Annotated in this window: 17 protein-coding genes and 1 pseudogene; 11 read left to right on the forward strand and 7 right to left on the reverse strand. The window is 73.0% G+C overall.

Features of this window, described 5'->3' with window-relative positions; translation table 11 throughout:
* From QMF80_RS27880 to QMF80_RS27890, 3 genes are all read right to left on the reverse strand, one after another.
* Positions 1-1224, reverse strand: a 1224-nt coding sequence (locus tag QMF80_RS27880) for an MFS transporter (protein WP_283458135.1), incomplete at its 3' end; no start/stop codon positions are given.
* A 706-nt stretch (positions 1225-1930) separates the two neighbouring features.
* Complete coding sequence (locus tag QMF80_RS27885) at positions 1931-2884, reverse strand: EamA family transporter (RefSeq protein WP_283458137.1); 954 nt, start codon at positions 2882-2884, stop codon at positions 1931-1933.
* Between the two features lie 73 nt (positions 2885-2957).
* Positions 2958-5813 (reverse strand): FAD-binding and (Fe-S)-binding domain-containing protein, encoded by a 2856-nt coding sequence (locus QMF80_RS27890; RefSeq protein ID WP_502962937.1) that lies wholly within the window; start codon positions 5811-5813, stop codon positions 2958-2960.
* A gap of 50 nt (positions 5814-5863) precedes the next feature.
* On the opposite strand from QMF80_RS27890, the gene serC reads away from it, so the two are divergent.
* From serC to QMF80_RS27920, 6 genes are all read left to right on the forward strand, one after another.
* Positions 5864-6982 (forward strand): phosphoserine transaminase, encoded by a 1119-nt coding sequence (serC, locus tag QMF80_RS27895; RefSeq protein ID WP_283458139.1) that lies wholly within the window; start codon positions 5864-5866, stop codon positions 6980-6982.
* A gap of 289 nt (positions 6983-7271) precedes the next feature.
* A complete protein-coding gene (locus QMF80_RS27900) occupies positions 7272-7853 on the forward strand; it encodes a hypothetical protein (RefSeq protein WP_283458141.1) in 582 nt (193 codons plus the stop codon).
* On the forward strand, positions 7846-8493 hold the full coding sequence (locus tag QMF80_RS27905) for a class F sortase (RefSeq protein WP_283458142.1): 648 nt from the start codon (positions 7846-7848) through the stop codon (positions 8491-8493). The genes QMF80_RS27900 and QMF80_RS27905 overlap by 8 nt, the downstream gene beginning before the upstream one ends.
* 111 nt (positions 8494-8604) lie before the next feature.
* The gene (locus QMF80_RS27910) at positions 8605-11865 is read left to right on the forward strand and encodes a sacsin N-terminal ATP-binding-like domain-containing protein (protein WP_283458143.1); all 3261 of its coding nucleotides are present in this window, start codon (positions 8605-8607) and stop codon (positions 11863-11865) included.
* 81 nt (positions 11866-11946) lie between these two features.
* Positions 11947-12222, forward strand: coding sequence for a DUF6400 family protein (locus QMF80_RS27915; protein ID WP_283458145.1), 276 nt, complete (start codon positions 11947-11949; stop codon positions 12220-12222).
* Positions 12209-12469, forward strand: a complete 261-nt coding sequence (locus tag QMF80_RS27920; protein WP_283458147.1) for a hypothetical protein — start codon at positions 12209-12211, stop codon at positions 12467-12469. The genes QMF80_RS27915 and QMF80_RS27920 overlap by 14 nt, the downstream gene beginning before the upstream one ends.
* Positions 12470-12483: 14 nt before the next feature.
* Here the strand turns inward: QMF80_RS27920 and QMF80_RS27925 are convergent, their stop codons facing one another.
* Together QMF80_RS27925 and QMF80_RS27930 are read right to left on the reverse strand one after the other, a co-directional pair.
* A complete protein-coding gene (locus QMF80_RS27925; protein WP_283458149.1) occupies positions 12484-14952 on the reverse strand; it encodes a cation-translocating P-type ATPase in 2469 nt (822 codons plus the stop codon).
* A 94-nt stretch (positions 14953-15046) separates the two neighbouring features.
* Entirely contained in the window at positions 15047-15442 is a 396-nt protein-coding gene (locus QMF80_RS27930; protein WP_283458151.1) for a DUF2530 domain-containing protein, read from the reverse strand.
* A gap of 207 nt (positions 15443-15649) precedes the next feature.
* On the opposite strand from QMF80_RS27930, the gene QMF80_RS27935 reads away from it, so the two are divergent.
* A complete protein-coding gene (locus tag QMF80_RS27935; protein WP_283458153.1) occupies positions 15650-17089 on the forward strand; it encodes an NCS2 family permease in 1440 nt (479 codons plus the stop codon).
* Positions 17090-17183: 94 nt separating this feature from the next.
* On the opposite strand, the gene QMF80_RS27940 is transcribed toward QMF80_RS27935, so the two are convergent.
* Positions 17184-17366 carry a ribbon-helix-helix protein, CopG family gene (locus QMF80_RS27940; protein WP_283458154.1) on the reverse strand — a complete coding sequence of 61 codons (183 nt, stop codon included), beginning with the start codon at positions 17364-17366 and terminating at the stop codon, positions 17184-17186.
* Positions 17367-17487: 121 nt separating this feature from the next.
* Here QMF80_RS27940 and QMF80_RS27945 point away from each other — a divergent pair, with 121 nt between their 5' ends.
* A complete protein-coding gene (locus tag QMF80_RS27945) occupies positions 17488-17925 on the forward strand; it encodes a MarR family winged helix-turn-helix transcriptional regulator (RefSeq protein ID WP_283458156.1) in 438 nt (145 codons plus the stop codon).
* Positions 17926-17949: 24 nt separating this feature from the next.
* Positions 17950-19317 (forward strand): MFS transporter, encoded by a 1368-nt coding sequence (locus QMF80_RS27950; RefSeq protein ID WP_283458158.1) that lies wholly within the window; start codon positions 17950-17952, stop codon positions 19315-19317.
* An 87-nt stretch (positions 19318-19404) separates the two neighbouring features.
* On the opposite strand, the gene QMF80_RS27955 is transcribed toward QMF80_RS27950, so the two are convergent.
* Positions 19405-20433 (reverse strand): WD40 repeat domain-containing protein, encoded by a 1029-nt coding sequence (locus QMF80_RS27955; protein ID WP_283458161.1) that lies wholly within the window; start codon positions 20431-20433, stop codon positions 19405-19407.
* A gap of 77 nt (positions 20434-20510) precedes the next feature.
* On the opposite strand from QMF80_RS27955, the gene QMF80_RS27960 reads away from it, so the two are divergent.
* Both QMF80_RS27960 and QMF80_RS27965 read left to right on the forward strand, forming a co-directional pair.
* Positions 20511-21191: a GDSL-type esterase/lipase family protein gene (locus QMF80_RS27960; protein WP_283458162.1), complete on the forward strand. Its 681-nt coding sequence runs from the start codon at positions 20511-20513 to the stop codon at positions 21189-21191.
* A 70-nt stretch (positions 21192-21261) separates the two neighbouring features.
* Positions 21262-21414, forward strand: a pseudogene (locus QMF80_RS27965) (aldo/keto reductase); the annotation flags it as partial.
* Between the last annotated feature and the right edge of the window lie 31 nt (positions 21415-21445).

Raw genomic sequence — 21445 nt, forward strand, 5'->3', positions numbered from 1 at the left:
GGCGGGGGTGGGATGGGGCGGGACGTCCGAAGGGCGGGGGGCGGGCTCGGGGAGGTGGGTGTCCAGGCGGGTGAGACAGGTCCGGCGCTGGACCACGGACAGGGCAGCGACTCCTGCGCCCAGGAGGAGCCAGCCGAGCGGGCCTGCCGTCATGACCACGCCGGTGAGCAGGAGGGGGCCGGCGCACTTCTGCACGGACTGCGCCATACCCGCCACGCCGATGTAGGAGGCCCGGGACTCTTCCGGGGCGAGGGAGACGGCCAGTTCCCAGGAGCTGACGGAACGGATCAGCTCGGCCACCGTGACCAGCATGGCGGCCGCGAGCATCGCGGCGGAGGCGGTCCAGACACCGCCGCCGGTGGCAGTGGCCAGGACGACGCAGCACGAGAGGAGGGCGACGCCGTAGAAGAGCGCGGCGCCGGCGGCCTGGCGCGGCTCTTTGACCCTGGCCGACACGTGCAGCTGGAGGACGACTACCAGCACGGTGTTGAGCGCCAGGAAGGCCGGGACGAAGGCGTGGGGGGCCGAGGTGTGGTTCACGAGCCAGAGCGGCAGGCCGACGTTGAGGATCGAGTCGTCGAGGCTGAGCGGGATGTCCAGCAGGACGAACCGCAGGTACGCGCGGTCACGCCAAGGGCTCGCGGGAGCGCTGGGCCTGGCGTCGGTGGAGCGGGCCACGACGTGGCCCCGGGCCTGGGGTTCACGGGTGCGCCACACGAGGGCGGCGGCCAGCAGGAACGACACGGCGTTGGCCAGGATCAGGACGTAGTACGCCTCGCGCGTGCCGACGGCGAGACCGATCGCGGCGATTCCCGCGCCCACCGCGTAACCGGCGTTCGCCGCACTGCGGGAGAGCGCCTGGTAGGTCGAGCGGCGCTCGCCCGCGACGCGGGTGGCGAACAGCATCTCCAGCGTCTTGGCCGCCCGGTCGCCCAGGTAGGTGACCGCGACCACCAGCAGCAGTACGTCGAACCTCGTGCACACCACCGTCAGCCCGAGGGTGACCACGCGCAGCAGGTGGGCTCCGATGAGCAGGGACCGTACGGGGAACCGGCCGGCCAGGCGGCCCGCCAGCGGCGACCCGGCGATCCCCGCCACCCCGGCCACGCCGAGCAGCAGGCCCAGCCGTTCGGCGCTGAGCCCGACGACGAAGGTGAAGTACAGGACCGACGCGGCGGCCCACACCCCCGAGCCGGTCCGGTCCAGCAGCTGCGCGAGCAGCATGATCCGCGCGTCCCGCCCACCCGGCGGCCGACGCAACTGCGCACCCAGCCCCATCGTCCGCCCCCGAAGTATCTTGACGTCAAGAGATCTGCGAACGGCAGCCTGCCGGAGATCACTCTCGACGTCAAGATATTCCTGCCCCCTCAGCCCGCCCCGCCCCAGGGCCCGGACCGGGCACAAGTAGCCATCAAAGCGCTACACATCCACCACGGGCGGCCGCCTGCGGGCTGCCCGGGCATGAAAGAACGTCTGACGAGCGTGAAGTCGGGTCAGGCGACATCCGACACTCAACGTCCCCACCCAATGCCCCTTTTGTCGGTGTCTGCCTCACCCATCGCGAGCCAATCGGCGTCTTGACCTGCTCCTACTTCGGCTGGGCCGTCGTGTGAGCCCATGACGGCCCGCAGCCGCCTGCCGACCACGACTGTGTGGCGATTCGTGGCGGCTTATACCCAACCCGGGCCGGTCCGCCACCCGCCGAGACGGCCACCGCCCATCACGGCGATCGTGCGTGCTTGTCGCCCGTCGCCTGTCGCCTGTGGTCTGTGGCTGTTCGCCGCCTCCCGGGCCCCGGCCGCTCCACGCGATCCCGGGTCAGGGGACAGCCTCCCCCTGCCCTTCCTCCGGGGGCCGCCCGACCCCGCCCCGAGAAAACCCGCCCCCCGGCGAAGCCGGGACCCGACCCCGGGCACCCACCCGACCCCGCCTATCCCCGCTTGCGCATCTGGGAGCGGACCGCCCCCATGCTGGCCGCGATGACCAGGGAGATCGCCAGGGCGTCCAGGGCCGACAGCGCCTGGTGGAGGACCAGGAAGCCCGCGGTCGCGGCGATGGCCGGCTCCAGGCTCATCAGGATCGCGAAGGTGGGCGCGGGCAGGCGGCGCAGGGCGAGCAGCTCCAGCGTGTACGGGAGCACCGAGGACATCAGCGCCACGCCGACGCCGAGGGCGAGGGTGCTGGGTACGAGCAGGGCCGAGCCCGCCTCGATGATCCCCAGCGGCAGCGACAGCACCGCCGCGACGGCCATCGCCAGCGCGAGCCCGTCGGCCTGCGGGAAGCGACGGCCGGTCCGGGCGCTGAAGACGATGTACGCCGCCCACATCACCCCGGCGCCCAGTGCGAACGCCGCCCCGGCCAGGTCGAGCGAGCCGAAGCCGGCGCCTCCGCCGTGGCCCGAGAGCAGGACGATGCCGACCAGCGCGAGCCCCGCCCACAGGAGGTTCACCAGTCGCCGCGAGACGATGACGGACAGCGCGAGGGGCCCGAGGACCTCCAAGGTGACGGCCGGGCCGAGCGGGATCCGGTCCACCGCCTGGTAGAACAGCCCGTTCATCCCGGCCATGGTGATGCCGAAGACCAGCACGGTGACCCAGTCGGAGCGCGTGTAGCCGCGCACCTTGGGGCGGCAGACCAGCAGCAGTACGAGCGCGGCGGCGGCCAGCCGCAGCGTGACCACGCCCGCCGCCCCCGCGCGCGGCATGATCATCACCGCGAGGGCCGCTCCGAACTGCACCGAGAGCCCCGCCGAGACGACCAGCGCGACCGGCCCGAAGCGGGGTCCCTTGGCCTGGGGCACCGGAGTCGGGGTGGAGGGAGCGGCGGCGACGGCAGGGGCAGCAGCAGGAGCAGGAGTCGTCGGGGACGTGGAAGGTACGGGCATCTCTCCAGGCTAAGGGGTGAGTAAGGACCCGCCGCGCGTGTTTTCCCTTACAAAACGTCCTTACGGCGCCCCCTTACAGCGCCTCCGCCAACAGTTCCGCCAGGTGGCGGGCCCGGAGTCCGCCCAGTTCGGCGATCTGGGTCCGGCAGGAGAACCCGTCGGCCAGGACGGCGGCCTCCGGTCCCGCCGCGCGCAGCGCCGGGAGCAGCTGTTCCTCCGCGCACGCCACCGACACCTCGTGGTGGCCGGGCTCGAAGCCGAAGTTCCCGGCCAGTCCGCAGCACCCGCCGCTCAGCTCGCCGGTCAGCCCGGCCCGCTCGCGCAGCCGCCGTTCCGCGCCGTCGCCGAGGACCGCGTGCTGGTGGCAGTGGGTCTGCCCGGCGACCGGGCGCTCCAGGCGGGGAGGCCGCCACCCCGGGGCGCGCTCCTCCAGTACCTGCGCGAAGGTCCGTACCGAGGCGGCCAGCCGGGCCGCGCGCGGGTCGTCCGGGAGCAGTGCCGGAAGGTCGGTGCGCAGCGCCGCCGCGCAGCTCGGCTCCAGCACGACCACGGGAACCCGTACGCCGCCCTCCCCGTCCCCCGCACCCACCGCACCCGCCCCCTCCACCGCGTCCAGCGTCCGCCGCAGCACCTTGCGCGCCGCGTCCAGTCGCCCCGTCGACACGTACGTCAGCCCGCAGCACACCCGGCCGCCCGGCAGCGCGACCGTCAGCCCCGCCGCCTCCAGGACCCGTACGGCGGCGTGCCCGACCTGCGGGGACAGGTACTCCGTGAACGTGTCGGGCCACAGCACGACATCCGCGCGCCCCGAACCACCGCCGGATCCACCCCCCGTTCGGCCGCCGCCCCACCCCCGGCTGAACGGCGCCCGCGCCACCTCCGGCAGCGACCGCTCCCGGGCCAGCCCCGGCACCGGCACCACCCGCCCGGCCGCGTTGACCAGCGGGGCCGCCCGCAGGGCGGCGATGGTGCGCAGCCAGCGCGGCAGGCCGCCCATCGTGTAGTGGGCCAGGGGCCGGACCCGGCCCGCCCAGTGCCGGTGCAGGAACTCGCTCTTGTACGTCGCCATGTCCACTCCCACCGGGCAGTCGCTGAGGCACCCCTTGCAGCCGAGGCACAGGTCCAGGGCCTCCCGCACCTCCTCCGAGCGCCACCCGTCGGTCACGATCTCCCCGGCCAGCATCTCGTGCAGCAGCCGGGCCCGGCCGCGCGTGGAGTGCCGTTCCTCGCCGGTGACCCGGTACGAGGGGCACATGACCCCCACCCCCGGTTCGGTGGACCGGCATTTCGCGATGCCGACGCAGCGCGCCACCTCCCCGGCGAGGGGGGCGGTCGCGGGCAGTACCGCGAAGCGCAGGTTCTCGTCGAGCAGGGCCGGGCGGGCGAGCATCCCGGGGTTCATGCCGCCCGCCGGGTCCCACACGTCCTTGTACGCGCCGAAGAGCCGGACGATCTCGGCGCCGTACATCTTCGGCAGGAGTTCCGCGCGCGCCTGCCCGTCCCCGTGCTCCCCCGAGAGGGAGCCGCCGTGGGCCACGACCAGGTCGGCCAGTTCCTCCGAGAAGGTGCGGAAGCGGGCCACCCCGGCCGCCGAGACGAGGTCGAAGTCGATACGGACGTGCACGCAGCCTTCGCCGAAGTGCCCGTACGGGGTCCCGCGCAGCCCGTGCGCCGCCAGCAGGCCCCGGAAGTCCCGCAGATAGGCGCCCAGCCGGGCGGGCGGAACCGCGCAGTCCTCCCAGCCGGGCCAGGCCATCCGCCCGTCCGGCCCCCTGGTCGCCGTGCCGGCCGCGTCCTCCCTGATCCGCCACAGCGCGCGCTGCCCGGCCGGGTCCTCGACCACGAGCACGTCCACCGCGTCGGCCGCCCGCGCGACCTCCCGCGCCGCGCCCGCGTCCCGCGTCTCCACGAACAGCCACGCACCCCCGCGCGGCAGCCCCGCGCCCCCGGAAACGGAACCGGGGCCGCCGCCCACCAGGTCGGCCGCCATCCCCTCCACCGTCAGCGGGCCGTACGGCAGCAGCCCCGCCGCCGCGTCCGCCGCCGCGCTCTCGTCGGCGTACCCCAGGACCACGAGCACCGGCGCGCGCGGCGCTTCCACGAGGCGCACGACGGCTTCGGTCACCACCCCGAGCGTCCCCTCGCTCCCGCAGAAGGCCCGGGCCACGTCCGCGCCCCGCTCGGGCAGCAGCGCGTCCAGCGCGTAGCCGGAGATCCGCCGGGTGAGCCCCTGGGGCATCCCGGTGCGCAGGGCCGCCAGGTTCGCGTCGACCAGTTCGCGCAGCCCGGCCGGGGCGCCCGCCCCGTCCCGCCCGAGGCGGTGGACGGCGGGAGCGGGCCCGTAGGTCAGCACCTCCAGCGCGGCCACGTTGTCGGCGGTGGTGCCCCAGGCGACCGAGTGCGCACCGCACGCGTTGTTGCCGATCATGCCGCCCAGGGTGCAGCGGGAGTGCGTGGACGGGTCGGGGCCGAAGGTCAGCCCGTACGGCCGGGCCGCCGCCCGCAAGTCGTCCAGCACCAGGCCCGGCTGGACGACGGCGGTGCGCGCGCCCGGGTCGAGGGAGACCAGCGCCCGCATGTGCCGGGTGAGGTCGAGCACCACCCCGGTGCCGGTGGCCTGGCCCGCGATCGAGGTGCCGCCGCCGCGCGGCACCACCGGGACCCCGGCCCCGGCGCACACCGCGAGGGCCGCGGCGACGTCGGCGGTGTCCCGGGGAGCCACCACGCCCAGCGGTACCCGGCGGTAGTTCGAGGCGTCCATGGTGACCAACGCCCGTGCGGCCGCCGAGAAGTCCACCTCTCCGCGCAGTTCCGCCCGCAATGCCCGTTCGAGATCCCCGGATGACGTCACGGCGCCCACCCTCCCACTCCCTTCCCCGGCCCCTCCCCCGACCCTCCCGCCGCCCGCCCGATCCCCCGTGCGTCTCATCCGCTGGACGTGCGTCCGAACCCGGCGACCCGACCCGATACCCTCCGCTCGTGGCTGAGATCCAGATTCCCGCTGACATCAAGCCCGCCGACGGTCGTTTCGGCGCGGGCCCCTCCAAGGTGCGGACGGACGCGCTGGACGCGCTGGCCGCCACCGGTACCTCCCTTCTCGGAACCTCTCACCGACAGGCCCCGGTCAAGAACCTGGTCGGCTCGGTGCGCCAGGGTGTCCGGGACCTCTTCTCCCTCCCCGAGGGCTACGAGGTGATCCTGGGCAACGGCGGCTCCACCGCCTTCTGGGACATCGCGACCGCCGGGCTGATCGAGCGGAAGTCCCAGCACCTCACCTTCGGCGAGTTCTCGTCGAAGTTCGCGACGGCCGCGAAGCTCGCGCCGTGGCTGGACGCGCCGTCCGTGATCTCCTCGGACCCGGGCACGCACCCCGACCCGGTCGCCGAGGCGGGCGTGGACGTCTACGCGTACACGCACAACGAGACCTCGACGGGTGTCGCCGCGCCGATCAAGCGCGTCGCGGGCGCCGACGCCGGTTCCCTCGTCCTGGTGGACGCGACCTCGGGCGCGGGCGGCCTGCCCGTGGACATCACCGAGACCGACGTCTACTACTTCGCCCCGCAGAAGTCCTTCGCCTCCGAAGGCGGCCTGTGGCTGGCCGCGTTCTCCCCGGCGGCCCTGGAACGCGCGGCCCGTGTGCACGCCTCCGGCAGGCACATCCCGGAGTTCTTCTCGCTGCCGACCGCGATCGACAACTCGGTCAAGAACCAGACGTACAACACCCCGGCGCTGTCCACCCTCTTCCTGCTGAACCAGCAGCTGGAGTGGATCAACAGCCAGGGCGGCCTGGACTGGGCGACGGCCCGTACGGCGTCCAGCGCGGCGAACCTGTACGGCTGGGCCGAGGCGTCGAAGCACGCGGAGCCCTTCGTCACGGACCCGTCGAAGCGTTCCTCGGTCATCGGCACGATCGACTTCTCGGACGACATCGACGCGGCGGCGATCGCCAAGGTGCTGCGCGCCAACGGCATCGTGGACACCGAGCCGTACCGCAAGCTCGGCCGCAACCAGCTGCGCGTGGCGATGTTCCCGGCGATCGACCCGGCGGACGTGCAGGCCCTGACGGCCTGCGTCGACTACGTGATCGAGAAGCTCTGACCCTTCGCCTCGAACAGCCGCAGCCCCCGGTGACCTCCTGTCACCGGGGGCTGCGCGTTCTCCGGCTACAACTCTTCACACCCCGGGACTTTGGTCCCAAAAATCGGGGCAAAGGCTCTGCAAACGGAACGCCCCGAGTCCCCTTGCGGCCTGCGCGTTCACCCCGGGGGACCTTCGGCAGGCCCTTCCCCCACCCTCTCGCCGCCCTGCAACCAAGCGCCCTGGATGTCCCTCATGTCTGGTGTGCCAGGAAAAATCCTGGCTCCCGGCCCGTTCAGGAGGAATCCTCATGCGCAAGGCAGTCAAGCTCTCGGCGATCGCGCTCGCCTCGTCGATGGTTCTCGTCGCCCCGGCCTACGCCTTCGCCGCGGACGCGCCCACCGGCCCGTCGGCGCAGGCCGACAACTCGCCGTCCCCCGACCGCGAGGACACCGCCCGGCTCGGCGTCACGTCCCCCGCCCCGGACCCCGCGCCGCGGCCCTCCACCCTCCAGCTCTCCACCGACTTCGGCCGCCCCGGCGACAAGGTCGCCGTCACCGTCAAGACCACCCGGAAGTCCGCCTCGGTCTCGTCCGGCGCCTTCGGCGGCAAGGTCGACCTGAAGAACGACGGCAAGGGCACCTGGACCGGCACCGCGACCGTCGCCGCCAACGTCACGTCCGGCTACTACGGCGTCGACGCCTTCGCGGGCGGCAAGAAGTTCGACACCGCCAAGTTCTCCACCGAGGCCAAGGGCGGACACAGCGGCCACAGCGGCCACCACGACGTGACGCCGCTCAACCCGAGCCGGCACAAGAAGCCCAGGGGCTCCGTCAACACCGGCCAGGCCCCCGCCGGTTACATCGCAGAGGGCACCGCGACCCATGGCTGAGCGGTCCCCCCTCCGCCGCCAGGGCGGCCACGGGCGCCGTACGCGCCGCGCGGCCGCCCTGGCGGGCGCCGCGGGCCTCACCGCCGTCCTCGTCACCGGCTGCTCCGGCGGTGACGGCCCGGCGACGACGGCCGGCGGCGCCTCGTCCGCCTCCCCCGTCTCGGCCGCCTCCGTCCTGAAGCCGTCCGTCCCGGACCGGATCCGGATCCCCGGCATCGAGGTCGACGCCCCGCTCGACACGGTCGGCCTCGACGCCCAAGGCGTCATGCGGGAACCGGACTTCAGCAAACCGAAGGACGCGGCCTGGTACAAGGACGGCCCCACCCCCGGCGAGCGGGGCGCCTCCGCCGTCGTCGGCCACCTGGACACCCCGCAGGCCCCCGAGGCCGTCTTCTTCAACCTCAACAAACTGAAGGAGAACGAGCAGATCGAGATCCACCGCGCCGACGGCAGCACCGCCGTCTTCGCCGTGGACGACGTGGAGACGTACAAGAAGGACGCGTTCCCCAGCGAAAAGGTCTACGGGGACACCCACGGCAAGGCCGAACTGCGCCTGATCACCTGCGGCGGCCGGTTGACCGCCGACCGCCACTGGGACTCCGACGTCGTGGTCTTCGCCCACCTCACCGGCAAGCGGTAGCGGTCCGTCACGCGAGCGGCAGCCGTACGCCGCGCGCGCGGCGGCCCGACACCCGCGATACCTTCGGGGCTTCGGCATTCGGTGAATGCGGTACAGCTTGGAGGCAGCGGCGTGAGCGTGCGAGTAACGGCGGCCCAGGGCGGCGTGGACCCCTTCGGGACGGCCCGGCTGCGACGCGGAGTCCTCGATTCCTGGGGCGCGGGTCCGGCCCGGTTCCGGGAGGACGCCAACGCCGAGGAGGACCTGGCGCTCGGCGGCTACCGGGACCGGCTCGTGGTGGAGCTGGCGCAGAACGCGGCCGACGCCGCCGCCCGCGCCGGTACCTCCGGGCGGCTGCGCCTGACCCTGCACTCCGGCGAGGGCGGCCACGGCGTCCTCGCCGTCGCCAACACCGGTGCCCCGCTGGACGCCACCGGCGTCGAGTCCCTGAGCACCCTGCGCGCCTCCGCCAAGCGCGAGGCCGCCGGGGCGCGGCCCGGGGAGACCGCGTGGGAGAGCGTCGGCCGGTTCGGCGTCGGCTTCGCCGCCGTCCTCGCCGTCAGCGACGAACCCGCCGTCGTCGGCCGCCACGGCGGAGTCCGCTGGTCACTGGCCGAGGCCCGCGAACTGGCCCGGGGCGCCGCCCAGGGCAGCCCCGGCCTCGGCGACGAACTCCGTCGCCGCGACGGCCACGTACCGCTGCTGCGCCTGCCGCTGCCCGCCGAGGGCACCGCCCCCGACGGCTACGACACCGTGGTCATCCTGCCGCTGCGCGACGCGGCCGCCGCCGACCTCGTGGAGCGGCTGCTGGCCGGGATCGACGACGCCCTGCTGCTGACCCTGCCCGGGCTGACCGAGGTGGCCGTGGAGACGGCGGCGGGCGTACGGATCCTGCGCCGCCGCGCCGAAGGCCCGTACACGGTCATCGAGGACAGCGCCCGCGAGCGGGACCGGGGCGACGCCGCCCGGCGCTGGCGGACCGTGCGGCACACCGGAGCCATCGACCGCGAACTGCTCGCCGACCGGCCCGTCGAGGAGCGGCTGCGGCCCGCCTGGACCGTGTCCTGGTCGGTGCCCGTCGACGACGGGGGCGCGCCCGTACGTCCGGACACCGCGCCCGTCGTGCACGCGCCGACCCCCACCGACGAGCCCCTCGGCATCCCCGCGCTGCTCATCGCGACCCTGCCCCTGGACACCGCCCGCCGCCACCCCGCGCCCGGGCCGCTGACCGACTTCCTGGTCGAGCGGGCCGCCGACGCCTACGCCGAACTCCTCGGCACCTGGGAGCCGGTGAGCACCGCCCTGGTCGACCTGGTGCCCGGGCCGCTGGGCCGGGGCGAGCTGGACGGCGCGCTGCGGGAGGCCGTGCTGCGGCGGCTGCCCCGCACCGCGTTCCTCGCCCCCGCCGCCACCCCCGCCACCGGTGCGGGGGAGCCGCAGGAGGGCCGGGCCGCCCTGCGCCCCTTCGAGGCCGAGGTGGTGGAGGGAGCGGGCGCCGACACCGTACGGGTCCTGGCCGAGGTGCTGCCGACCCTGCTCCCCGCCGGGCTGGAGCGGCGCTCCGAACTGCGCACCCTGGGCGTCGGACGGCTGCCGCTGGGCGACGCGATCGAGCGGATCGCGGGCGCGGACCGGCCGCCGCACTGGTGGTACCGGCTGTACGACACCCTCGCCGGGGTGGACCCGGACCGCCTCTCGGGCCTGCCCGTGCCGCTGGCCCCGACCGGCGACGAGCCGGAGCCCGCGGGGAAGGCCGCCGACGACGGCGACCACGACTTCGACGACTTCGGGCGGCCCGCCGCCGCCTCCGGGATCCGTACCGCCATCGGCCCCCGGCACATCCTGCTCCCCGGCCCCGGCACCCCCGCCGGACTGACCCGGCTCGGCCTCAAGGTGGCCCACCCGGACGCCGCGCACCCGCTGCTGGAGAAGCTGGGCGCACTGCCCGCGAGCCCGCGCGCCGTGCTGACCACCCCGCAGGTGCGGGCCGCCGTGGCCGCCTCCCTGGACGCGGGTGAGATCTGGGACGAGGACGCCCTCGACCCCGACGAGCTGGCCGCCATCGTCCTGGGCCTGGTCCGTGACGCGGACCTCGCCCCGGGCGACGAGCCCTGGCTGGGCGCGCTGGCGCTGCCCGACGAGGACGGCGAACTCACCCCGGCCGGTGAACTGCTGCTCCCCGGCAGCCCGTTGGCCTCGGTGATCCGCGAGGACGAGATCCCGTACGTCGACGCCGCACTCGCCGAGACGTGGGGCGCGGGCCCGCTCAGCGCCTGCGGGGTACTGGCCGAGTTCCAGCTCGTACGGGCCACCGACGTGGTCCTCGACCCCGACGAACTGGAGCCGCGCGAGGGCGACTTCGCCGAGCCCGACGACGCGGGGCTGCTGGACGCGGTCGACGTGTGGTGCGAGGACCTGCTCGACCAGTTCCCCGACACCCCGGTCCCGCCGGTCGCCACCGAGCTGGTCGCCGTACGGGACCTGGACCTGGTCGACGACGACTGCTGGCCCCGCGCGCTGGCGATGCTCGCGCGGCCGCCGTTCCGCGACGCGCTGACCCAGCCCGTGCGGATCCTGCTGCCGGACGGCACCACGCAGTCCGTCCGCCCGTACACCGCGTGGTGGCTGCGCGACCACCCGGTGCTCGACGGCCGCCGCCCGGCGGGCCTGCGCGCGGCGGGCGGGGATCCGCTGCTCGCCGGGCTGTACGCCCCGGCCGACGCCACCGGTTTCGAGGACGAGCAGGTGCTGCGGGCCCTGGGCGTACGGACGTCCGTGGCCGCGCTGCTGGACGAGCCCGGGGGCGCGGCCGAGCTGCTGGGGCGGCTCGCCGACCCGGACCGCGAGGTGAGCGGGCACCAGCTGCACGCCCTGTACGGGGCCCTGGCGGACCTGGAGCCCGAGCAGGTGACCCTGCCCGACGAGCTGCGCGCGGTGGTGGACGGCGAGGTGGTGGTGGTGGACGCGGCCGACGCGCTGGTCGCCGACGCCCCGGACCTGCTCCCGCTGACGGCGGGCCTGCCGCTGCTGCCGGTGGCTCCGGCGCGGGCGGCCGATCTGGCGGAGCTGCTCCAGGTGCGGCGCCTCTCGGACACGGTGGCGGCGGAGGTCGACGCCCCGGGCGAGGAGCGCGAGGTGCCGGAGCGGGTACGCACCCTGCTGGGCCCGGCCACCCCGGCGACGTACGTCGAGCACGAGGAGCTGGTCGCGGGCGGTGTCGAGCTGGACTGGCGGCGCACCCCGGACGGCATCCTGCACGCGGCCACCCTGGAAGGCGTGGCGGCGGGTCTGGCCTGGGCGGCGGGCCAGTGGCCGCGCCGCTTCGAGGTGGCGGCCCTCCTGGAGGACCCGTCCCGGACGGCGGAACTGGCCCGGGACCGCTGGTTCGACTAGCGGGGCCGACCCGGCCCGGGCCGCTGTGACCTCTCCCACCCCCTCTTGCCAGAGGAAGGAAGGGTTACCTAAGTTCGAAGCATGCCCCCACAGCAGCCCGACCCCGCACCGCTCGGCTCCCCCGCACCGTTCGACTTCAGCGTCGACCTCGCCGCGCACGAGACGCTCCGGCGGGCCCACGTCATGGCCGCCCTCGGCCCCGACTGGGACCCCGTCGAGGTGCTGCGCGGCGAGGAGGCGGCGTACGGCCTGCTGTACTCCGGCCTCGACGAGCAGCAGCAGCGCGTGTACGACGATCTCGTCGCGGCCGGTGTGCTGCCCGCGCGCGGGGGCGGGGGCGGCCGTGCTGCCGCTTGACCCGCAGGCGGACATCGGCCGCCGGGCCTGGGTGGCCTGCCCGAACTGCGCCGACAGCCGCGGCTGCGCGCCGTGCGAGGAGCGGCGTACCTGCTCCACGCACTGGCGCTACCTGTTGACCAACACCGGCAGCCTGCTGCACCTGCAGTGCCCCTCGTGCACCCACGTCTGGACCCACGAGACCGGTTTCGGAGCCACCCGCTCCACCCGGTGGAACCGGGTCGTGGGCGGCCTCTCCCGGCCGTAGCGCCGGTCAGGCGGTCAGGCCGGGAACTTGCGGTCGACCCAGCGGAAGACGACCTCGATCAGGGCGGACGCCACCACCGCGATCCCGACGGCCGTCCACGGCATCACCGCGCCCTCCAGCTTCAGCTGGAAGAAGTCCTGCAGCCACGGCACCACGAGGACCACCAGGAAGGCCGCGCCCATCGCGCCGACCAGGGCCACCCGCCACCACGTGTAGGGCCGGGCGATGATCGCCAGGACCCACATCGAGGTCAGGAACAGGGCCAGGGTCGCGGCGCTGGTCTCGGCCTTGAGGGAGTCCTCCCCGGCGTAGTGGGCGCGCGCGATCAGGTACGTCACGAAGGTGGCGACAGCCGCGATCACCCCGCCGGGGATGGCGTAGCGCATCACGCGTTTCACGAAGTGCGGCTGGGCCCGCTCCCGGTTCGGCGCCAGGGCCAGGAAGAAGGCCGGGATGCCGATGGTGAGCGTGGACAGCAGGGTCAGGTGGCGCGGCAGGAAGGGGTACTCGACCTGGCTGCACACCACCAGGATCGCGAGCAGCACCGAGTAGACGGTCTTGGTGAGGAACAGCGTCGCGACCCGGGTGATGTTGCCGATGACGCGGCGGCCCTCGGCCACCACCGAGGGCAGGGTCGCGAAGCTGTTGTTGAGCAGGACGATCTGGGCGACCGCGCGGGTCGCCTCCGAGCCGGAGCCCATCGAGACGCCGATGTCGGAGTCCTTGAGGGCGAGGACGTCGTTGACCCCGTCGCCGGTCATGGCGACGGTGTGGCCCCGGGACTGGAGGGCGGCGACCATGTCCCGCTTCTGCTGCGGGGTGACCCGGCCGAAGACCGAGTTCTCGTCGAGGACCTTGGCCAGCTCGTCCCGGTCGGTGGGCAGGTCGCGCGCGTCGACGGTGTTCTCGGCGCCCGCCAGACCCAGCTTGCCCGCGACCGCGCCGACCGAGACCGCGTTGTCGCCGGAGATGACCTTCGTCTGGACGTTCTGCTCGGCGAAGTAGCGCAGGGTGTCGGCGGCGTCGGGGCGCAGCCGCTGTTCGAGCACGACCAGGGCGGTGGGCTTGACGGCGCTGGTGACCTTCTCGTCGTCGAGTTCGTGGCCGGAGCGGGCCAGCAGCAGGACGCGCAGGCCCTGTTCGTTCAGCTCGTTGATCTCGTCGAGGGCCGGATCGCCGACGGGCAGCAGTACGTCGGGGGCGCCGAGCAGCCAGGTGGAGTTCTCGCCGTCGCCCTCGCTGAAGCTGGCGCCGCTGTACTTGCGGGCGGAGGAGAAGGGCAGCGACTCGGTGCAGCGCCACTCCTGGCTGTCGGGGTAGGCGTCGATGATGGCCTGGAGGCTGGCGTTGGGGCGCGGGTCGGACTCGCCGAGGGCGCCGAGGACCTTCTGTACGTACGCCGGGTCCGCGCCGCCGAGGGGGCGCAGCTCGGTGACGTCCATGCCGCCCTCGGTGAGGGTGCCGGTCTTGTCGAGGCATACGACGTTCACCCGGGCGAGGCCCTCGATGGCGGGCAGTTCCTGCACGAGGCACTGCTTGCGGCCGAGCCGGATGACACCGATGGCGAAGGCCACGGAGGTGAGCAGGACCAGGCCCTCGGGGATCATCGGGACGATGCCGCCGACGGTGCGGGCGATGGAGTCCTTGAGGTTGGAGTCCTTGACGACGAGCTGGCTGATGACCAGGCCGAGGGAGGTCGGGATCATCATCCAGGTGACGTACTTGAGGATGGTGGAGATACCGGTGCGCAGCTCGGAGTGGACGAGCGTGAAGCGGGAGGCCTCTTCGGCGAGCTGGGCGGCGTAGGCCTCGCGGCCCACTTTGGTCGCGGTGAAGGCGCCACCGCCCGCGACGACGAAGGAGCCGGACATCACGGGGTCGCCGGGCTTCTTGAGGACCGGGTCGGCCTCGCCGGTGAGCAGGGATTCGTCGATCTCCAGGCCGTCGGCCTCGCCGGTGACGCCGTCGACGACGACCTTGTCGCCGGGGCCGAGTTCGATGACGTCGCCGAGGACGATCTCGGAGGTGGAGATCTCGGCGGCGCTGCCGTCGCGGCGGACGCTGGGCTTGGCCTCGCCGATGACGGCGAGGCCGTCGAGGGTCTTCTTCGCGCGCAGTTCCTGGATGATGCCGATGCCCGTGTTCGCGATGATCACGAAGCCGAAGAGGCTGTCCTGGATCGGCGCGACGAAGAGCATGACCGCCCAGAGCACGCCGATGATCGCGTTGAACCGGGTGAAGACGTTGGCCCGGACGATGTCCGGGGTGGAGCGCGAGGAGCGGACGGGGACGTCGTTGACCTCCCCGCGGGCGACGCGTTCGGCGACTTCGGCGGTGGTGAGGCCGCCCGCCCGGAAACGGGGTGCGGGCGGTGGCACCGGGTGTACCGGGTCCAGCTCCGCCCCCGCGTCGATGGCGGTGGGGGCGGCGGCACGGCCGCCCGGCTCCTGCCCATCGGAATCGATCTTCGCCCGCTGCGTCATGCTTTCGACGGTAAACGGCGTTCGAACCGTTCACCCGCCGAGCGGGTCGAAGATCCGACTTCGGGATGACCGAAATCGTCCCTTGGGACTCCTTCTACCCGGCGGTCCGGTGCCCGGGGGGCTTGACGTGGGCCGCGGGGTCCGCTTCGGCTGCCCGGGACGTCTCCCCGGCCTGCGATTCCCCGGCCTGCGCTTGCGCGTGGGGTTCCGCGGTCTGCGCTTGCGCGTGGGCTGCCGCCGCCCGGGCCGCCGCGTGCCGCTTGAGGGCGGCGTCGCGCCCGCGGACGTACCAGAGGCCGATGAGGCCGAGCACCCCGCCCGCCGCGCAGCACCACAGCCACCACAGCATCTCGTGGTCCGCGAACCAGCCGTAGAAGGGCAGCTGCACGAGGAAGAGCGCGAACCAGAGAATCGTGCCACCGGTGACGGTCGCGACGATCGGGCCCTCCAGGGGCTCGGGCGCCTCGTGCTGTGCGGTCCATTTCGCCATGCCACCAGTCTATTCGGCGGCCCGGCGGGGGCCGGGGGCGGCCCGGCGCGGGCCGATGCCGCCCGATGCGGCCCGATGCGGCCAGTCACCGCAACGCTCTACGCGCGGAGATGGCGCCACACTTCTCATCTGTTCATACTGAAACGGTTTGCCTGTGACGGGATTCGTTCGTACGAACCCACCAAAACGAACCAGTTTGAGGACCGCATGAGCACCTCGGCACCCGCCGCGGCCCCCACTCCGACGCCCACCAGCGGCGTCGACCGCTACTTCAAGATCTCGGAGCGCGGCTCGACCGTCGCCCGCGAGGTCCGGGGCGGCTTCGCCACGTTCTTCGCGATGGCCTACATCATCGTGCTGAACCCGATCATCCTCGGCAGCGCGAAGGACATGTACGGCCACCAGCTCGACGGCGGCCAGCTGGTCACCGCCACCGTGCTGACCGCGGCCTTCTCCACCCTGCTGATGGGTGTCATCGGCAACGTGCCGATCGCCCTGGCCGCCGGGCTCGGCGTGAACACGGTCGTCGCCCTCCAGCTCGCCCCGCGCATGAGCTGGCCGGAAGCCATGGGCATGGTGGTCCTCGCGGGCTTCATCGTGATGCTGCTGGTCGCCACCGGCCTGCGCGAGCGGGTCATGAACGCCGTACCGCTGGGCCTGCGCAAGGGCATCGCGATCGGCATCGGCCTCTTCATCATGCTGATCGGCCTCGTCGACTCGGGCTTCATCACCCGCATGCCCGACGCCGCGCACACCACGGTCCCGCTCCAGCTCGGCAGCAACGGCCACCTGCACGGCTGGCCGGTACTGATCTTCGTGATCGGCGTCCTGCTCACCCTGGCGCTGATCATCCGCAAGACGCCCGGCGCGATCCTGATCTCGATCGTCGCCATGACCGTCGTCGCGGTGGTGGTCCAGCTGGTCACCGAGCTGCCGGACGGGGCCTGGGGCCTGACGGTCCCCGAACTGCCGGGCAACCCGGTGGCCGCCCCCGACTTCGGTCTCGTCGGCCAGGTCAGCCTGTTCGGCGGCTTCCACAAGGTCGGCGTGCTGACCGGTGTCCTCTTCGTCTTCACCGTGCTGCTGTCCTGCTTCTTCGACGCGATGGGCACGATCCTCGGCGTCGGCGACGAGGCCAAGCTCATGGACAAGGACGGCAACTTCCCCGGCATCAACCGGGTCCTGCTGATCGACGGCCTCGCGGTCGCGTCCGGCGGAGCCACCTCCTCCTCGGCCACCACCTGCTTCGTGGAGTCCACGGCGGGAGTCGGCGAGGGAGCCCGTACCGGTCTGGCGAACGTGGTCACCGGCGCTCTCTTCACGGTGGCGCTGTTCCTCACCCCGATCGCCACCATGGTCCCCTCGCAGGCGGCCACCCCCGCGCTGCTGGCGGTCGGCTTCCTGATCCTGGCCGGTTCGGTCAAGGACATCGACTGGAGCGACTTCACCATCGCCGTCCCCGCCTTCCTGGCGATGACGATGATGCCCTTCACCTACTCGATCACCAACGGCATCGGCATCGGCTTCGTGAGCTTCTGCGTGCTGCGGCTGGCGACCGGCCGGGGCCGCGAGGTCCCGGTGGCCATGTACGTCGTGTCGGCGGTCTTCGTCTTCTACTACGCGATGCCCGCGCTGGGCCTCACGTAGCACTGCCCGCCGCCGGGCCTCACGTAGCACTGCCCGCGCGCCTGCCCGCGCGCCTGCCCGCGCGCCTGCCCGCGCGCCCGCCCGCCCGACGGCCTCACGTCAGGCCGTAGAACCTCTCCGTCTCGTCGACCGCCACCTTGAAGCGCTCGTCGAAGTCGTCGCGAATGAGCGTCCGGACCACATAGTCCTGGACGCTCATTCCGCGTTTTGAGGCGTGTTCCCGGAGCCGGTCCAGCAGCTCCCCGTCTATCCGCATGCTGAGCACATGAGTCCCCATGCCCCACAGGGTCGGGGCACGAGGCGTGCACGCGAGTCACTTTCCGGAGCGGACTCACCCGTACGAGTGACGACAGGAACCCGGTGTTCTTTAGGTAGAGTAATGAGTTACTCTAAAGAACATGCAAGACCTTTCCCATGGCGACGACATCGCCGCCGTGAACGACCTCCGGTCCGCCGTGATGCGGCTCGGCCGACGCCTCAAGCACCAGCGCGTCGACGAGTCACTCAGCCCGACCGAGATGTCGGTCCTCGGCACCCTCGCCCGCTGCGGCCAGGCCACCCCCGGTGAGCTGGCCCGACGTGAGCACGTACAGCCGCCCTCGATGACCCGCATCGTCGCGCTGCTGGAGGCCAAGGGACTGGTCCGGCTGGAGCCGCACCCCGACGACCGCCGCCAGAAGGTGGTCAGCCAGACCGAGGAAGCCGAAGCGATGCTCGAAGAGAGCCGTCGCAAGCGCAACGCCTTCCTGGCCGGGCTCGCGGCCGAGCTGACCGAGGACGAGTGGGCCAAGCTCCGCGAGGCCGCACCCGTCCTGGAGAAGCTCGCGCACTTGTAACCGCACACGCCAGGAGGCGCACCCTTGAGTACGGGAAACGGAGCAGACTCCGCACCCGGCCACACACCCGCTCCTACCGCAGTACCTGCCACACCTGCCGCTCGTCAGCCCAAGAACTCCATGTTCAGCTCGCTGAAGATCCGCAACTACCGGCTCTTCGCGACCGGACAGGTCGTCTCGAACACCGGCACCTGGATGCAGCGCATCGCCCAGGACTGGCTGGTGCTCTCCCTGACCGGCTCCGCCTCCGCCGTAGGCATCACCATCGCGCTGCAGTTCCTGCCGATGCTGATGTTCGGCCTCTACGGAGGTGTCCTCGCCGACCGGCTGCCCAAGCGGCCGCTGCTGATCGGCACCCAGGGCGCGATGGGCCTCACCGGCATCGCGCTCGCCGCCCTCACCCTCGCGGGACACGTCCAGGTCTGGCACGTCTACCTGGCCGCCTTCCTGCTCGGTCTGGTCACCGTCGTCGACAACCCGGCCCGGCAGTCGTTCGTGTCCGAGATGGTCGGACCGGAGCAGCTCGGCAACGCGGTCAGTCTGAATTCGGCCAACTTCCAGTCCGCGCGGCTGGTCGGCCCGGCACTGGCCGGTGTGCTGATCACCGCCGTCGGTTCCGGCTGGGCCTTCCTGCTGAACGGCCTGTCGTTCGCCGCCCCCATCGCGGGACTCCTGCTGATGCGGACGCACGAACTGCACCGCACGGAGCCCCAGCCGCGCGCCAAGGGGCAGCTGCGGGAAGGGCTCCGCTACGTCGCGGGGCGGCCCGACCTGATCTGGCCGATCGTGCTGGTCGGCTTCATCGGGACCTTCGCCTTCAACTTCCCGATCTGGCTGTCCGCCTTCACCAGTGACGTGTTCCACGGGGACGCGGGCACGTACGGCCTGTTCAACACCCTGATCGCGGCCGGATCCCTCGTGGGCGCCCTGCTGGCGGCCCGGCGGGCCCAGTCCCGGCTGCGGATGCTGGTCGCGGCGGCCGTGCTGTTCTGCGCGCTCGAGATCGTGACCGCCTTCGCGCCGGGGTTCTGGCTGTTCGCGCTGCTCCTCGTCCCGATCGGGATGTTCGGGCTGACGGTGAACGTCACGGCCAACTCCAGCGTCCAGATGGCGACCGACCCCGAGATGCGCGGGCGGGTCATGGCCCTGTTCATGATGGTCTTCACGGGCGGTACGCCGGTGGGGGCGCCGGTGGTCGGCTGGGTGACCGACACCTACGGGGCGCGGATCGGGATGGCGTCGGGCGGCGCGGTGGCCTTGCTGGCCGCGCTCGCGATCGGCGTGGTCCTGTCCCGGGTCGGCAACCTCCGGCTCAGTGTGGACCGCCGCCACGGCCTGGCCCTGGTCCCACGCCAGCCCGCCCCGGCCCGCGTCCTGGTCCCGGCGGCCTGAGCCCGGACCGCTCCCGGCCCCGCCATCGGCGGGCCCCGGGGCGGGCCCGGTACGGCCAAGGCCCGGCCCCGGCGGGGCGGACAGGACCTACGGGGTGGGGCGGTTGCGGGAGACGAGCCGTTTGCCCGCCAGGACGATCGCGGTGGCCGCCACCAGGACCATCGCGCCCACCGTGAAGTTCCCCCCGCCGGAAGCGGCGGTCCCCGGGCCGGCTGAGGCCGACGGGCCGGACCCCGGCGTGCCCCCCGGTGTGGTCCCCGGCTTCGCCGGAGCCCCGCCGCCCGGTTCCACCGGCACCGCGACCACCCGGCTGTTGGCCCCCTCCGACCCGAACATCAGCACCTTGCCGTCCGGGGTGTAGGTCACCGACTCCGCCTGCCCCTGCCACGGCGCGTCCACCCTGCTGCCCTCGCCCTGCGGCGTGCCGTCCTTCCACGGGAAGGTCCGGGCGAAGAAGTAGCCGCGCAGGGCCAGGGTCCCGCCGTCCGGCGAAAACGCCCCGTCCGTCACCCACGGCACGGCCGCGATCCGCCGGAATTCGTTGCTCCCCGTCGCCGACAGCTGCTGCGGCCCCTCGTACAGGCCGCCCTTGTCCTCGCTCTTGCTCGCGATGTACACCCGCCCCGTGACCGGATGCACCATCAGCGCCTCGGCGTTGCGCGGCCCGTCCGCGTACCGCACGGTGTACTGCACCGGTTTGACCGTGACGTCCCCGAGCTGCGCGGGCTCCGGGAAGCGGTAGATCCACACGTGGTCCCAGGTCCCGCCCAGGTTGTCGCCGATGTCCCCGACGTAGAGCTGCCCGTCCGGGCCCAGCGAGATCGCCTCGACGTCGCGCGGGGCCCCGATGCCCGCCATGGTGACGCGGGCGACCGTACGGCCGGTGGCCGAGTCCACCCCGTACACGTACGGCCCGTCGTCACTGTCGTTGTGCGTCCAGTAGACCCCGGGGTGGATCTTGCTGGCGGCCAGCCCGCTCGACTCCTTGATCCGGGGGTCGGAGAGGGTGAAGGAGGAGGGCCCCGGCGACCCGGACGCCGCGAGCGCGGCGCCCGGCAGCAGGGCGAGGCCGGCGACGGCGACGAGGGTGGCGGCGGCAGGCAGGAGCGGGCGCATTCCCCCAGCCTGCCAGGCGCCGGACGCGTGTCCGGCATCACGTGGGCACCGGCCCGGTGATCCGCGATGATGACCCGATGCGTTTCATGTTCGTCGGCGACTCCATGACCATCGGGCGCGCGGGCGACTTCACCTGGCGCTACCGGATGTGGCAGCACCTCGACGCCACCTTCGGCGGCCCCTACGAGATCGTCGGCCCGCGCCGCGAGGTCTACGACACCTCCGCCGACGCGCCCGTCAGCCACGCGTACGCCGACCCCCGCTTCCCCGCGCACGCCCGCCGCCACCTGGCGGGCTGGGGCGAGGGCTGGCAGCACATGGTCCCCCTCGTCGGCGACGCCGTCCGCGCCCACGAACCGGACGTACTCCTCGTCTCCCTGGGCCTGATCGACCTCGGCTTCTACACCCGCGCCGACCAGACCGCCGACAACGCCCGGCGCTTCGTGGCGCAGGCCCGCGCCGCCCGCCCCCGCCTGCGGATGGTGCTGCTGCCGGTCATCCCCAACGTCCGCGCCGACGACGACGCGCCCTTCGCCGCCGAGGTGGCCCGCTTCAACGAACTACTGGCCAAGGCCGTCGCAGACCTGTCCACCGACGCCTCGCCGCTGCTGCTGGCCGCCCGCCCGCAGGACTACGACCTGCGCCACGACACCTACGACGGCACCCACCCCAACGCCTCGGGCGAACACCGCCTCGCGGGCGAGTTCGCGGCCGCCATGCACCAGGCGTGGGGCATCGGCGCGCCGTACGCCCGGTAGCGGGGTCTGCAACACGCCCTTCACCGTGGGGTCTTGCTTCGAGCGCGCTCCAAGCAGTTGGCTTGGGCCCATGAAGTACACGCAGCTCGGACGCACCGGCCTCAAGGTCAGCCGACTTGTCCTCGGCACGATGAACTTCGGCCCCCAGACCGGGGAGCCGGAGAGTCACGCGATCATGGATTCCGCGCTCGGCGCGGGCATCAACTTCTTCGACACCGCCAACCAGGCAGTTTGACGCCGAGGTATGCAAGGGC

Source organism: Streptomyces sp. G-G2 (assembly GCF_030063135.1).
Lineage (GTDB): Bacteria > Actinomycetota > Actinomycetes > Streptomycetales > Streptomycetaceae > Streptomyces.